This window comes from Mangrovivirga halotolerans, assembly GCF_026241165.1.
Classification (GTDB): domain Bacteria; phylum Bacteroidota; class Bacteroidia; order Cytophagales; family Cyclobacteriaceae; genus Mangrovivirga; species Mangrovivirga halotolerans.
Genome location: NZ_JAPFQN010000008.1, coordinates 30,775 through 46,094, shown reverse-complemented (window position 1 = coordinate 46,094; position 15,320 = coordinate 30,775). Strand labels below are relative to the sequence as shown.

The following is a 15,320-nucleotide window of genomic DNA, read 5'->3' as shown; positions in this document are numbered from 1 at the left end:
TTTTATTATTATAACCCTGACATCGTTAGATCGTCAGGGTTTTTTTATGCCTGATACTTATAAGAAACAAGATGCTGATAGCCGATAGGCTCGTCAGTATCATCGCCATTTTATTATCACAGCCTCATCGATATTCGGTGAGGCTTTTTTTTATGCCTGAACCCTACTAAGACAACTGCCCCTCCACACTCACTCTCACTCCGTAGTCCTGCACTCTTCAAACTTCACTCACTCACTCTCTATCCATCACCTGCGACAAAATATTAGTTAAGATTTTATGGCTTACTTCTGAATGTATTACAACTTGATATGTCCAGTATGGTTGTCGTTTATAACAACGCCTCATCAATTTTCAGGGAGATTTTTCATACGGTTACAAAAGGATGTTTGACTCTGACATTCAACGCTATGGATCATTTTATTATCAAAGCCCTGATATCGAAGGATCGTCTGTGCTTGACCCCTACCATGATTAAAGCCTTTCTGCACTCGCTCTTATACTTACTATCCAGGCCTTGTCTACAATAACTTATTTGAATAATATTTTAAACTCTAATATTTTCTTTTTTATAGAAAGTTATGAGGCATTAATTTTTCATTGTTAATGATTGTTTATTAAGTGAATTTATATAAAAAGAATATAAAATATAATTTATTTTAGCCCAATTAGCCTGATAAATACTCGTATTTTTTAGTGTATAATGGATTATTCTAAGTTTAGTATTTTTTTCAAATTTCCTCAAATAATTGACTATTCTAATATTAATATTCAGGGGTATAAGTTGTGATAATTAAAGTCTTTGAAATTGTGGTAATTATGTTTTTATAGTTTCAGAAATTATATTTTTAATTTGATTTAACTAAGTTTTACATGTAAGGTTTTTGATTTTATAAGTATAAAATTATTAAGTATTTAATAATTATTATATATTATACTTTTAACAATAAACCTACAGCCTATGAAAAACAAATTACTAGTATTCATTTTATTTATCATTCTGGGATTTCCTGGCTTATTAATAGGGCAGGAAATTAATGTTTCCGGAGTGGTAACCTCGGAAACGGGTGAAGAATTAACTGGCGTTAATGTTATTATCGAAGGTACCAATCGTGGTACTGTTACAAATATTGACGGTGAATATTCTTTAACTGTTCAAGAGGGTTCAACATTAGTATTTACATTTGTTGGATTCTTAACTGAGAAACGAGAAGTTACTGGGTCTACTCTAAATGTAACATTGACAGAGGATGTTACAGCATTAGAAGAAGTGGTTATTTCAGGATTAGCCTCCAATGTAAAAAGGTCAAATCTGGCAAATGCAGTTGCCACAATTGATAATGAAGAATTAACTGGAAAAACTGTACAGCAAACAGTAGATAATGCTATGTACGGTAAAATTCCTGGTGTTAATATGAACGCAAATGGTGGTGCGCCAGGTGGTGGTATAAATGTACAACTACGTGGAATTTCTACTTTAGGTGCGGGATCCTCTCAACCTCTTTATATAGTTGATGGGGTATATGTGAATAACTCTTCATTTAGAACTGGACGCTCACAAGTTAGTGGAGCTACTGGTGGACAGTCAAGTGCTACTCAAGATAATGCTGCAAATCGTATTGCAGACTTAAATCCTGAGGATATAGAACGCATAGAAGTTTTAAAAGGACCATCAGCTGCAGCTATTTATGGTACGCGAGCTAATGCTGGTGTTATAATTATTACCACAAAAAAAGGAACAAAAGGAAAACCAACAATTCGGATAAGTCAAAATGTTGGTTTTGCCCAAGGACAAAATTTTCAAAATTTTGATGATTGGAATCCTGATAAAATTATTGCTTATTTTGGTGATGGGGATGCAGGACAAGCTGAACTTCAAAAATATAATGAAGCAGTTTCCGAAAACAGGGTTGCAGATTGGGAAGATGTTATATATGGTGAAACAGCTTTACTTTCCAAAACACAATTAAGTGTAAGTGGTGGAAACGAAAGGACTACATATTTTGTGTCCGGTAGTATTCAAAATGAGGATGGTATTATTAAAAACACTGGTTTTGAAAGGTATTCAATTAGAGCTAACGTTACACAAAAGTTATTCGATAATTTGAAGATATCCATTGCCTCTAATTACCTTAAATCAGAAAGTGATAGAGGATTTACCGGAAATCAAAATAATACAGGAGGAAGTATGGGCTATGCTTTGGCGTATACTCCCTCATATGCAGATTTGTTCCCGGATGAATTTGGAAACTATCCCAATAACGATTATTTCAACGATAACCCTTTAGCCATAAGGGATCTAGCGGAAAACAGATATAAGACCAGTCGATTTATAACAAGCTTTGATCTTGACTGGGATATATTTCAAAATAATACTTCATACCTGTCTTTTAGTCTTTCAGGAGGTATTGATGACCTAACTGGAGAATCATTGGTTTATTTTCCTGAAATTTTACAACACCAACAAGCAGAAGCAAATCCGGGTGATGTGACATGGGGTAATACGCATGCAGTAAATACAAATCTTCAGGGGATATTCGTATTTGGTACTCAATTCGGATCGATAAGTTCTACCACGCAGGCTGGAGTTGTCAGACTAGATCAAAATGCTGATTTTCTTTTGACAAGAGGTAGAGGGCTAGCCGGAGGTCAGAATAATATGGAATGGGCGAGTGTAGTTTCTGTACTTGATCAAACTAGAACAATAATAACTGATCTTGGATGGATATTTCAGGAAGAATTGAATTGGGAAGAAAAGTTAATCGGAACGGTAGGAGTAAGATTCGATAAGTCAACTTTGAATTACGATCAGGATAAATATTATGCTTTTCCTAAAGCTTCTTTGGCTGCCAACCTTCATAATTTTGATTTTTGGAATAGCTCTACTGTAAGTCAGTTAAAACTTAGGACTGCTTATGGTGAAACCGGAGGATTACCTCAATATGAGAATACATTTGAATCCTTAACACCACAAGTAATTGGAGGATTTCTTGGAGGGCAGGTTGGAACCAGGGGAGTTGATCCGGATCTAGTTCCAGAAACCGCATCTGAAATAGAATTTGGTGCTGATATTGGATTCTTCAATAATCAAATTCAATTCGAAGCAACCTACTATATCAAAACAGTTCGCGATCTAATTCTTGATTTAGAACCTGCAGAATCTACAGGAATTTTAGCCATAGCAACTAACGCTGCTGATTTAGAAAATAGAGGTATAGAATTAGCGATTAGCGGTTCACCTTATCGCAGTGATAATTTTGAATGGAATACTAGATTATTGTGGTGGAGAAACCGTTCCGAACTAACTGATTTGCAGATTCCCCAGCAAACAGTAGGAGGATTCGGGCCTTCTTTAGGGTCTTATGTATATGCAGAAGGATATTCACCAACTACAATCATAGGTACTCCTAGTGGAGAAGGAGAGGATTTCCCTGCTGGCTTTACTGTTTACGGTGATAGGCAAGCTGATTTTGATATGAGTTGGTATAACTCTATAGTTTTCCTGAAGAATTTCGAATTGTCGTTTTTGTTCCATTGGAAAAAGGGAGGTCAAAACATAAATCTCTCATCACTTCTTTGGGATGATGGTGGAACCACTCCAGGATGGGATAACGATGCAAATAATGATGGAACTCCTGATGGCCTGGAAAGACTTTTAAATTGGGCTGGAGGAAATACTGGCGTTTATATTCAAGACTCTGATTATTTAAAATTACGAGAGCTAGGATTATATTATAGGTTCCCACAGGAAGTTTTAGAAACTTTTGCAAATGGCGCTTTTCAAAATATAAAGGTGGGCTTATCTGCTAACAATATACTTTTATGGACTCCTTATGAAAGTTATGATCCGGAAGTTTCAAATTTTGGTAGCCAGCCTGTATCTTCTAATATTGAAGTAACACCATACCCTTCATCGAGAAGATATTTCTTCCATGTATCATTTGAATTTTAATTAAAAGACAAAAACATGAAACGTATATATATATTTTTATTTAGTATTTTATTTGTTTTTGCCTGTGAAATAGATGAAGTGGTCGATCCAAATAACCCTTCATTGGCAAGTGTATTGGATAATGCTTCTAAAGCAGAATTACAGGTGTTAATTACTGGCCTGGAAACCCGAAGTAGAGGGTATTACGAAAATGCTACTGAGATGTTTGGTACATTCGGAAGAGAAGTTTATCCATATTTCGGTTCAGATCCCAGATTTCAAAATGAATGGTTGGGATTGGAGATTACAGAAACATATAATGACTTTTTTGCTTCTGGTGATTCTTACATTTTACCTTATTTAGCAGTTAAACAAGCTAACATTTTGATTCAATCCGTCGAAAACACGGAAGCTTTAACTGCTGAAGAAGCTGCAGGCTACACAGGGTTTGCAAAAACTATCAAAGGCCACCAATTATTATATCCACTTATGCAGCAGTATCAAAATGGAATACGCATTGATGTGGAAGATAAATTAAACCCAGGCCCGATATTACCCTATGATGAAGCGTTAGCAGAGATTAGAAATATCTTGGATGACGGCTTGCAGGATTTACAAGCTGCAGGTTCTAGTTTTGACTTCCAATTAACCTCAGGCTATTTGGGATTTGACAGTCCAGCTGGTATGATTGAAGTTAATAGAGCTATCGCTGCCAGAGCAGCACTTTATGCTGAAGATTATTCGGGTGCATTAACAGCTCTTGAAGATAGCTTTATGGATATGGATACATCTTTTAATATAGGGCCCGCACATGTTTTCGGGAATCCACCAGATGTAAGTAACCCCTTATTTTATCCATTGAATGCAGCAACAAGTACTATTTTGATAGTTCATCCTGCATTAATTGAAGATGCATTACCTGGTGATCAACGAGTTGTAAATAAATTTTTTCAACGAGATGATCCTGTTATAAATAATAACATTAGTGATGATAATGGTGATGCTATTCCTGGAGAATACCAGGATGCCAGATGGCCTTCAAACACTACTAACATTACTTATATTAGGAATGAAGAATTAATTCTGATTTATGCGGAAGCCAGTGTTTGGGAAGGTAATACCCAGGATGCTATAGATGCTATTAATCTGATTCGAAATACATGGGGAATAGCTGATTATTCTGGAGGCACATCTAATGATGAGTTAATTGATGAGATTCTTTTTCAGAGAAGATATTCATTATGGGCTGAAGCTGGTCATCGTTGGATAGATCTTAGAAGAACAGACAGATTAAATGATACCTACGTAGATTTACGCTCTGGAGGTAATATTTTTACCCAGGTAGCCAGAAGAGTATCAGAAATTAATTGGGAACAAAACCAATAAATAAAATCAAAAAAATAAAAAGGGGCAATTGCCCCTTTTTTTATTCCTTTGAAAATGTTGATTTACTTGCAACACTTTTTTTAATATTTTCCTCTGAAAAAAGCATTGACCTCCAGTTCCCATTTACATACATTTCACTTTGATCATCATACCAGTCACTGTTAAAGACACCAGATTGACCAGTTGGTAAAACATTTAAGGAACTATTAATATCAGATAAGTCAACGATTTTTCTCATCGATGGACCTGCATGAACTTTATAAGGTCGACTTTGATAATTAAACAAGTAGTTATTTAAGGCTTCATTCGTAGAGCCAACTTCAAACGGACCTACATTAAATAATAAATTCAATGGTTTTTGACTGCCTACTGGATGTTCATGAGTGAGAATATGATCGCTAGCCCAATTTGAAAAATCATTTGAGTTTATCGCATTTATTACCCTGTTCATAATTTCTTTTACAGACTCTTTTTCTTCAGTAGAAATGTCATCAATCCAAACAGAATTTTTCTCCTTAATTAATTTTTCAAATGTCCTTTTGTAGAGGTGAGTTTGTAAAAAGGTGCTATAGAGCTTTTCTCCTAATTCATCTTTATATACCTCTTCAGAAAATTTCTCTATTCCAAATTGGATTTTAGCGGACACTTCAGAATCACGATTAAAATTCCCTTTAAAATCTTCTAGTTCTTTTTTCAAGCTACCAATTGCATACTCAGATAACCATTGACTAAAGAAGAGTGAAGTTTCATTATAGTTATCTAATTGCATTTTTTGAAAATACCCGATGTCAAGATCATCTTTGCTTTCAATCATTTCGATAATGCGATTTGCCCTGTCATCCGGTAAATAGTATCCTGGAATTTTAATTGAATCAATTGTAGATTCTGACTGATTGTTTGCAGAATATATAAATCCGCTTTCAGGGTTTAAAGATTTAGGGTTTACAGAAAAAGGATAGAATTCTGTTATATCATCTTTTCCTGTAACTCCATCTAGAAAGAATTTAGAATTACCCTGGTTTGAGCGATCTGGAAGTTTAGCTGCTGCATACCAGGCTATATTTCCTGATGTATCTGCATACATCACATTAAGTCCGGGAGCATGTACAAGCTTTATTGCATTTTCAATTTCCTCAAGGTTTTTTGAATGAGAAAATTTATAACATGCTTCCATTAATTGATCATCGAATTCTAAATAAACCCACCATAAGCTAACAGGGTCCTTGTAATTTTTTAATTCGTCCACTACATCATTAATAACTATCCCATGAACAGTTTTTCGATATTTTTTCTTAACAGGCTTTTCACCTAGGATCTTAAATTCTTCTTCAATTATATCATACTCTATTTCTTCATCACGATATTTATAAGACTTATCTGTAATGCTTTTCCCCTGGTAAAGATCCATATCATCATTTTCAAACATAGTAAATCCCCATGAATGTCGATCTGTATGTCCAATGATACCGAAAGGAACTCCAGGCAGGTGACTCCCATAAAAATTAAAATCAGGAGTTACAATATGCGCTTCATACCAAATTGCCGGTTGGGAAAAACTAATATGTGGATCATTGGCAAATAATGGATATCCCGATTTTGTCTTTGAACCAGATGCTATCCAGGAGTTAGATCCGATTAAGACTGGCATATTTAATGAATTTATTTGTTCATTAAGGGATATAGCCATAGCCTGAATATCTTTACTCCTATATATAGATGAAGCAGGTATTGTAGTAGCAGAAGTATCATAATCAATTGCCAGGTCTGCCAGATATTCTGAACCATATTCACTTTTTATAAATTGTAATGTTGGTTCAGTTCTAATTGCCATTGCAAAAGAATAAGACATGTATCCTGTAACGTAATAGATATCTTCTAAAGTAAAAGGTTCCGGTTCTGTGCCCAGTAAATAATATTCTATTGGTTTATTTTTTTTGAGATATTCATTTATTCCTTCTATGTAGGCTTTCATACCCTTGGTCCAGGGAGATTTTTCGTCGAGTTGATTAATACTTTTTTGTGCGTGTCTTTTGATTTGTAACGACCTTAAAAACTGATCATTTTTAAGCATATCCTTACCAAATAACTCAGATAATGTTCCACTTCCTATTCTTCGGAATAAATCCATCTGAAAAAAACGGTCTTTTGCCTGTGTATATCCAAGAGTGCGGTAAGCATCGATTTCATTTGAAGCAAAAATATGCGGAACACCATGTTGATCATAATAAACTTCAACTGAATCCTGAAGCCCCAAAAGAGCCCTGTTTTCTGAATAATCTGGTTTAAAAGATCTCGACCATATAAAACCAACAACTAGAATTACGACAATTACGGCGATTACACCTAAAAATATCCTGGTGATAGATTTTTTCATTTATACAAACGATTTAATAACATAGAAATCAAGATAATAACTTTATTAAATTTTTAAACACTTAGCGAATTATAAATCGTTAACTTTTGATATTGGGTCATGATGCCCTATTTTTGTCACCAAAATTTTACCATAGCAGATATGAGCGTACTAGTAAATAAAGATTCAAAAGTTATAGTTCAGGGCTTTACTGGTTCTGAAGGTTCTTTCCATGCTGAGCAAATGATTGATTACGGTACCAATGTTGTTGGTGGTGTTACACCTGGCAAAGGCGGACAATCACATCTTGGCAAACCAGTTTTCAATTCTGTTTCAGATGCAGTTAAAGAAACAGGTGCAGATGTATCTATCATCTTTGTTCCTCCTGCATTTGCTGCAGATGCAATTATGGAAGCTGCCGATGCAGGTATAAAAGTGGTCATTACTATTACTGAAGGTATTCCGGTAAAAGATATGATTACTGTAAAAGAATATATTAGTGATAAGGATGTTATATTGATTGGACCTAACTGTCCTGGAGTTATTACTCCTGGAGAGGCAAAGGTTGGTATAATGCCTGGATTCGTTTTCAAAAAAGGAAAAATAGGAATCGTTTCTAAATCAGGTACTTTAACTTATGAGGCTGCCGACCAAATTGTAAAAGCTGATCTTGGAATCTCAACTGCGATTGGAATTGGCGGTGATCCGATTATTGGTACTCCAACAAAGGATGCGGTTAAAATGTTAATGGAAGACCCTGATACTGATGCTATTGTTATGATAGGAGAGATCGGTGGTAACTATGAAGCAGAGGCTGCAAAATACATTAAAGAAACAGGAAATAAGAAACCAGTAGTAGGTTTCATTGCAGGTCAGACAGCGCCTCCGGGTAGAAGAATGGGGCACGCTGGAGCGATCATCGGCGGTAAAGATGATACAGCTGAAGCAAAAATGAAGATCATGTCAGAGTGTGGAATTCACGTTGTGAAATCACCTGCTGATATTGGTGAAACAATGAAAAATGCATTAGCCTAAGACTATTTATATATAGTTAAAAAGGCTTGTGATATATATCGCAAGCCTTTTTTTATTTCTGCATGTTTATATTTTTAGTCTAAGGCTTCTTTGGTAAAAATATAGAACTGTCCGGTAGCCACATCAATTTTAGCATCTTTATCATCCAACTTCAGTTTTTGCCATTCAGTAGTTGGATAAATTCTGGTTTTTTCGTTTCCAATAAGAATATCTACAGGCATATCAAACCCGTCAACAACTCTTGTCCAGCGATACTCATATTTTTTCCCTTTCCTTTTCCATTCCAGAACCGGAATATCGGTAGTGGTAAGGTATTGATCAAATACAGTTCTCAGATCAATACCTAAATGCTTTTCGAAATAAGACTGTACTATTTGCCTGTTAACAATGGTCTTCTTATGGTCAAGCGTATAATTCTTAAATGTATTCCACCACAATTCATCATCAGCAGTAATATGTCGGATAGTATTGAGCATTAGTGCACCTTTTGGATACATATCGGAAGATCCTTCTTTGTTGACACCATAGGGTCCGATTATTGGAATGTCATTTTGAACATTTCTCTTCATACCATTCAAATAGGTCATTGCATCTTCGTACCCCCAGCGACATTCTATGTAAATGGCTTCTGTATAAGTAGTAAAAGCTTCATGAATCCACATATCGGCAATATCAGCAGCAGTAATGCTGTTACCGAACCATTCATGACCAGTTTCATGAATTATGATGAAATCCCATTTTAATCCTACACCAGTGCCCGAGAGGTCATTTCCCAAATATCCTTTTTGATACTTATTCCCATATGCTACCGCACTTTGGTGTTCCATCCCCAGGTAAGGAGTTTCAACCAGCTTATAACCATCTTCTTTAAATGGATAAAAACCCATTTTTTCTTCAAAACAGGCCATCATTGGTTTAACCTCTTTAAATTGTTTTTTAGCCTTTTCCAGATTTTCTGGTAGCACCCAGTAATCCAAGTCAAGGTCTTTATATGTATCATGGAAATGCACATAATCGGCAATATTAACTGATACATCATAATTATTGATCGGGTTATTAACAAACCAATTCCATCTGTTATAGCCATTACTAAGAGTGTCAACTCCTCTTAATCTTCCGTTTGAGATATTTTTAAGGTTATTTGGAACTGCTATACTGATCAACATGCTATCGGGTTCGTCACTCAAATGATCTTTGTTTGGCCACCATGAAGATGCTCCAAATCCCTGGCATGCAACTGCAATAAAATGATCTCCGGAAGGAGTTTTATCGAAAACAAATCCACCATCCCACGGAGCTCTTTTAGCAATTGTCGGTTTACCGGAGTAATAAAATCTAATTGTTTCAACATCATTTTCAGGTAGTTTTTTCCCCAGATCAATGAAAACAGCATTAAACTCCCTTTTATAATCTAAGTGATCATCACCTAGTTTTATACTGTCGACACTGAGATTATCAAACAGGTCTATTTGAATTTTACTCGTCGGTTCGTCAATTTGAAAGGTGATGTCGTTATAACCCTGAATGAGTTTTGAATAGGGATCTATTGAAATATTCAAATGATAGTATTTTACATCAAAACTAGTCCTTTCAGGCCGCATGCTCCCCCTTAAACTATCTGCGCGGGAAGCATTTCTGTTTTTATGTAAAAGCTGTGCATCAGCTGAAAATATTGCCAGGCAAATGAAAGCTAATAAAAAAATTGTTTTCTTCATGAAATGGATCGTTATGTTATAATATACAAGATGTAAATTAATTAAAAATAAAAAAAGCCGGTATCAAACCGGCTTCTAATAAGATTATCATGATTTTTACTTGGCGTAATTAACAGATCTCATTTCTCTGATAACAGTAACTTTTATCTGTCCTGGATACTGCATATCTTTTTCAATTTTTTGTGAAATGTCAAAAGATAAGCTTCCTGCATCATCATCACCAACGCTTTCTGCATCAACGATTACACGAAGTTCTCTACCAGCCTGGATAGCATAGCATTTTTGAACTCCATTAAAGCTCAATGCTAATTCTTCAAGTTCTTTAAGTCGTTTTATGTAAGACTCCATAATCTCACGTCTTGCGCCTGGCCTTGATCCACTAATTGCATCACAAGCCTGGACAATCGGAGAGATAAGAGAAGTCATTTCTACTTCGTCGTGGTGAGCAGCAATTGCATTAACCACCTCAGGATGCTCTTTATATTTTTTAGCAAGCTCTCCACCAAGTATTGCATGAGGAAGTTCTGGTTCTTCCGGCCATACCTTACCAATATCGTGCAGAAGGCCAGCTCTTTTAGCTAGTTTGGCATTTAAGCCTAATTCGGATGCCATGGTAGCACAAAGTTTAGCTACCTCTCTCGAGTGCTGGAGAAGGTTTTGCCCATAACTTGAACGGAACCTCATACGGCCAACTAGCTTTATCAATTCAGGGTTAACACCATGTATTCCAAGATCGATTACTGTTCTTTCTCCGATTTCAACGATCTCTTCTTCGATATGCTTAGTGGTTTTACTCACCACCTCTTCAATACGTGCAGGGTGGATTCGACCATCCTGAACAAGTCTGTGTAATGAAAGTCTGGCGATTTCTCTTCTAACAGGATCAAATCCGGATATGATTATTGCCTCAGGGGTATCATCAACAATGATCTCAACACCTGTTGCTGCTTCAAGAGCACGAATATTTCTTCCTTCGCGTCCGATGATTTTACCTTTAATATCATCGCTTTCTATGTTAAATACACTAACACAGTTTTCAATAGCATGTTCAGTTGCAGTTCTTTGAATTGACTCAACAACAATCTTTTTAGATTCTTTAGAAGCAGTAAGCTTAGCCTCCTCAATTATATCTTTGATATAAGAGTTTGCCTTTGTTTCAGCTTCGTCACGTAGAGCTTCAATAAGTTGTTCCCTGGCTTCATCTGCAGTAAGGTTGGCTGCTTTCTCAAGTATAGCTACTTGTTGCTGTCGGGTTTTTTCCAGTTCGTCTTTTCTCTTTCTGACAAACTCTAATTGTTCCTCCAGATTTTGTTTAGTTCTGTCCAGTTCATCCTCTTTTCTTTTAGCTTGCTCAATCTGTTTGGAGAGAGTAGATTCTCTTTGCTTTAGCTTGTTTTCATTTGTGATGATCTGGTTTTTCTTTTTATTTACTTCCTCTTCAAAGGATTCTTTCATTTTAAGAAATTTCTCCTTTGCTTCAAGAATTTTTTCTTTCTTGATTCTTTCTCCTTCAGACTTAGCCTCATTTAATTTGGCAAGTGCTACTTCTTCAGCTTCTTTTATTTTCTTATTATTGGATCCTTTCAATAAGAAGCTTGCGATGGCAAATCCGATAATTAGCCCGGCCACCGCGGCAATAATGGTTATTACCAATGGGTCCATAGTTTTTAACAGGTTTTATAGTTTATAGCCTGTATTCTGATAAAGGGAAGAGTTGATAAGTTGATAAAAAGAATTATATATCTGTAGTGCTTAGTGTTTCATCTAAAGCTTTATTCAGGTTTTGGATTCTTAGCAGTGCTGATTCTGTGACCTGTCCGGTCGAAGCTTCGACTTTTAGCTTATCAGCCATCACATCAAACGCAACCATAGCCAGCAGGTCCTGCATATCATCTAAACCAAAACGGTCTCTATATGCTTTTAATTTTTCATGTAATAGCTTTCCAGCTTTTCGTATACGCTGTTCATCATCAGGGTGAACCCTCATTGGATACTCCCTGTTACCAATTTTTATTTTTATGGATAACAGCTCTGCCATTAATGTTCAAAGTCGCTCAACGTTTCAATACACTTGTCGAGCTCAGATATATATTGATCTAATTTGCTTTTCAACTCAGTAGTATCAGTCCCTTCAGACAGAATACCGTCTACAATACTACTAATTTTTAATTTATTTTTATAAGCATCCAGTTCATCGTTTTTACTTTCGATCTGCCTTTTTAAGGATGCGTTGTCTTTTCGAAGATCATGCAACTCATCTTCTTGCTTTTTATAAGCAGCCTGAAGCAATTTAATCTTTCGCTCCAGTGAGTTTAAGGCATATTCTACATCTTCCTGCACCATTGGCATTAAAAAAGTAACGGATTGAACAGAATACTAATCTTTAATATACAGACTTATTAAATAAATACACAGTAACAAAGAATTATTTTCTTATGTAGGCATTATTGTGCTTTTCAAATGCCTTGATTAATCTTTGCATACTTTGATCTATCATTTTATCTGTCAGTGTTTTGTCCTTGTTTTCAAGAACAAAACTTAATGCATAAGCCTTTTTTCCTTCCTCAATTTTATCACCTTCGTATACGTCAAAAACGTTGATCCTTTTCAGCATTTTTCTTTCAGCTTTAAAAGCTGTTTCTTTCAGGTCATCAAAAGAAATATTCTTATCGATTACTAAAGAAAGGTCCCTTCTTACTTCAGGGAATTTAGAAATCTCATTATAGACTACACTATTATCTTTTTTATCGATCATTTTATCCCAGTCGAACTCTGCGTACCATACTGGCATTTTGACATCATTGATCGCTGTGAGATCGTTTTTTACAAGTCCAAGCTTTACTAATGGTGTTTTGTTAGAAAATAGTGTTAAGCCATCAGCTAATACTCCATCTGAAGTTCGTTCGTTCGTAATATTGTCAAAGTTGAACTTTTTAAGAAGAGTTAAAACTTTTCCGTACAAATAATGGAAATCAGCTTCTATCGCTTTGCTTTGCCAGTTTTCTTCCACGGCATCACCAGTAACAAATAAAGCTAGTTTGTAACCTTCCTGGTAGCTGTCACCTTTCTTACGGTAAGTTTTACCTAATTCGAAAAATTTTAGATTATTCTGCTTTCGGTTTTGATTTCTTGCTATTGCTTCCAATCCTCCAAAAAGCATTGTTTGCCTCATTACGCCAAGGTCTTCACTTAACTTATTAAGGATTACAACATCTTCTTCACTGTTTAGGTCTTCCACCGCATCTGAGTACTGAGGTTTTGTCAATGAGTTTGACATAATCTCATGAAATCCCAGGCCTGCAAGGTAATGAGCAGTTGTAGTGTAAATTTTACCCGGGTCTTTCTCATCAAAACTGCTTAAATAATCTGCACTAAGAGTTTCTCGTAGTGGAATATTATTTAAACCGTAAATTCGTATAATCTCTTCGATAACGTCAGCTTCACGTGTGACGTCAACCCGGTAAGTTGGAACTGTAGCTACAAAACCTTCTTCAGTTTCATTTGAAACCTCAATTTCCAGCCTTTCTAAAATTTCTTTTATTTTTTGCTTATCGATCTTGATGCCGATCAATCTGTCAATATTTTTATATTTCATATTAACGGTGACCGGTTCAACAGGCTTATCATAGATATCAATCACTTCACCCTTAATCTCCCCTCCAGTAAGTTCTTTGATCAATAAAGCAGCCCTTTTTAGCGCATACAAGCAAATGTTTGGATCCGTTCCTCTTTCGTATCTGAAACTAGCATCTGTTTTTAATAAATGACGTTGACTGGTAGATCGGATATAGTCAGGATTGAAATAAGCACTTTCGAGAAATACATCTGTTGTTTTTTCGGTCACGCCACTTTTTTCTCCACCAAATACTCCAGCGATACACATTCCCTGATCTTTACCGTTACAAATCATCAGGTCCTTTTCATGAAGTTTTCTTTCTTCACCATCTAAAGTAGTGAAGACAGTATTTTTAGGTAAGGTTTTAACCCGAACTTCATTGTTATCGATAGCAGCAACATCAAAAGCATGTAAAGGCTGCCCTATTTCATGAAGTACAAAATTTGTAATATCGACGACATTATTTTTTGGAGTGAGTCCGATAGCCCGCAATTTATTTTGCAACCATTCTGGTGACGGACCTACTTCAACACCTTCAATCGTAACACCAGAGTAACGTGGGCATGCCTCTTTATTTTCAACAACCACTTTAACAGGTGGTTGAGTATTGGTGGTAGAAAAAGAATTGATGTCAGGCCATTGTATTTTATTTCCTGTAACAGCATGAACATCCCTTGCTACACCTACGTGAGAAGTTGCGTCAGCTCTGTTTGGAGTTAATCCAATTTCAATAATCTGATCAGACTCTATATTTAGATATTTTGCAGCAGGAGTACCAGCAGGAAGGTCTGTGTTTAACACCATTATTCCTTCGTGCGACGTACCAATTCCCAATTCATCTTCTGCACAGATCATGCCGTAGGATGCCTCACCACGTATCTTAGCCTTTTTAATTTTGAAAGGCTCACTATCTTCCGGATACAAAGTAGTACCAACTGTAGCTACCAGAACCTTCTGACCAGCATCAACATTTGGGGCACCACAAACAATATGTGAAGGTTCATCTTCTCCAATATCAACAGTGGTGACTTTTAATTTATCAGCATTAGGATGTTTATCGCAGGTTAATACTTCACCTACAACTATGCCTTCAAGCCCACCTTTAATGGTTTCAAATTTCTCTATGCCTTCAACTTCAAGACCTGTTTGAGTTAGCAGTTCTTCAAGTTCATCAATTTTTAAATTATTTACATCTATATAATCTTTCAGCCAGCTAAGCGAAATTTTCATATTTTGTTCTATTCTGATTTTAAAAACCCAAAATTAATCAATATCCTTTGTGAACC

Annotated in this window: 9 protein-coding genes; 3 read left to right on the top strand and 6 right to left on the bottom strand. The window is 35.8% G+C overall.

The features are described from left to right. The first annotated feature begins 959 nt into the window (after window positions 1-959). Together OO013_RS14945 and OO013_RS14940 are read left to right on the top strand one after the other, a co-directional pair. Window positions 960-3,950: a SusC/RagA family TonB-linked outer membrane protein gene (locus OO013_RS14945; RefSeq protein ID WP_266057724.1), complete on the top strand. Its 2,991-nt coding sequence runs from the start codon at window positions 960-962 to the stop codon at window positions 3,948-3,950. Window positions 3,951-3,965: 15 nt separating this feature from the next. Further along, a complete protein-coding gene (locus OO013_RS14940; RefSeq protein WP_266057723.1) occupies window positions 3,966-5,315 on the top strand; it encodes a RagB/SusD family nutrient uptake outer membrane protein in 1,350 nt (449 codons plus the stop codon). A gap of 40 nt (window positions 5,316-5,355) precedes the next feature. Here OO013_RS14940 and OO013_RS14935 read toward each other — a convergent pair whose 3' ends face one another. After that, window positions 5,356-7,689, bottom strand: a complete 2,334-nt coding sequence (locus OO013_RS14935) for a penicillin acylase family protein (protein WP_266057721.1) — start codon at window positions 7,687-7,689, stop codon at window positions 5,356-5,358. 141 nt (window positions 7,690-7,830) lie between these two features. Between OO013_RS14935 and sucD the strand changes: the two genes are divergently transcribed. Next, window positions 7,831-8,703: a succinate--CoA ligase subunit alpha gene (sucD, locus tag OO013_RS14930; protein ID WP_266057719.1), complete on the top strand. Its 873-nt coding sequence runs from the start codon at window positions 7,831-7,833 to the stop codon at window positions 8,701-8,703. 74 nt (window positions 8,704-8,777) lie between these two features. Here the strand turns inward: sucD and OO013_RS14925 are convergent, their stop codons facing one another. The 5 genes from OO013_RS14925 to pheT form a co-directional block, all read right to left on the bottom strand. Continuing rightward, window positions 8,778-10,418 (bottom strand): M1 family metallopeptidase, encoded by a 1,641-nt coding sequence (locus tag OO013_RS14925; protein ID WP_266057717.1) that lies wholly within the window; start codon window positions 10,416-10,418, stop codon window positions 8,778-8,780. A gap of 96 nt (window positions 10,419-10,514) precedes the next feature. Beyond that, a complete protein-coding gene (gene rny, locus OO013_RS14920) occupies window positions 10,515-12,080 on the bottom strand; it encodes a ribonuclease Y (RefSeq protein ID WP_266057716.1) in 1,566 nt (521 codons plus the stop codon). A gap of 73 nt (window positions 12,081-12,153) precedes the next feature. Further along, window positions 12,154-12,456 (bottom strand): cell division protein ZapA, encoded by a 303-nt coding sequence (locus OO013_RS14915; RefSeq protein WP_137089511.1) that lies wholly within the window; start codon window positions 12,454-12,456, stop codon window positions 12,154-12,156. Continuing rightward, window positions 12,456-12,761 carry a hypothetical protein gene (locus tag OO013_RS14910; protein WP_266057715.1) on the bottom strand — a complete coding sequence of 102 codons (306 nt, stop codon included), beginning with the start codon at window positions 12,759-12,761 and terminating at the stop codon, window positions 12,456-12,458. The genes OO013_RS14915 and OO013_RS14910 overlap by 1 nt, the downstream gene beginning before the upstream one ends. 82 nt (window positions 12,762-12,843) lie before the next feature. Then, entirely contained in the window at window positions 12,844-15,264 is a 2,421-nt protein-coding gene (pheT, locus tag OO013_RS14905) for a phenylalanine--tRNA ligase subunit beta (RefSeq protein ID WP_266057714.1), read from the bottom strand. Window positions 15,265-15,320 lie beyond the last annotated feature (56 nt).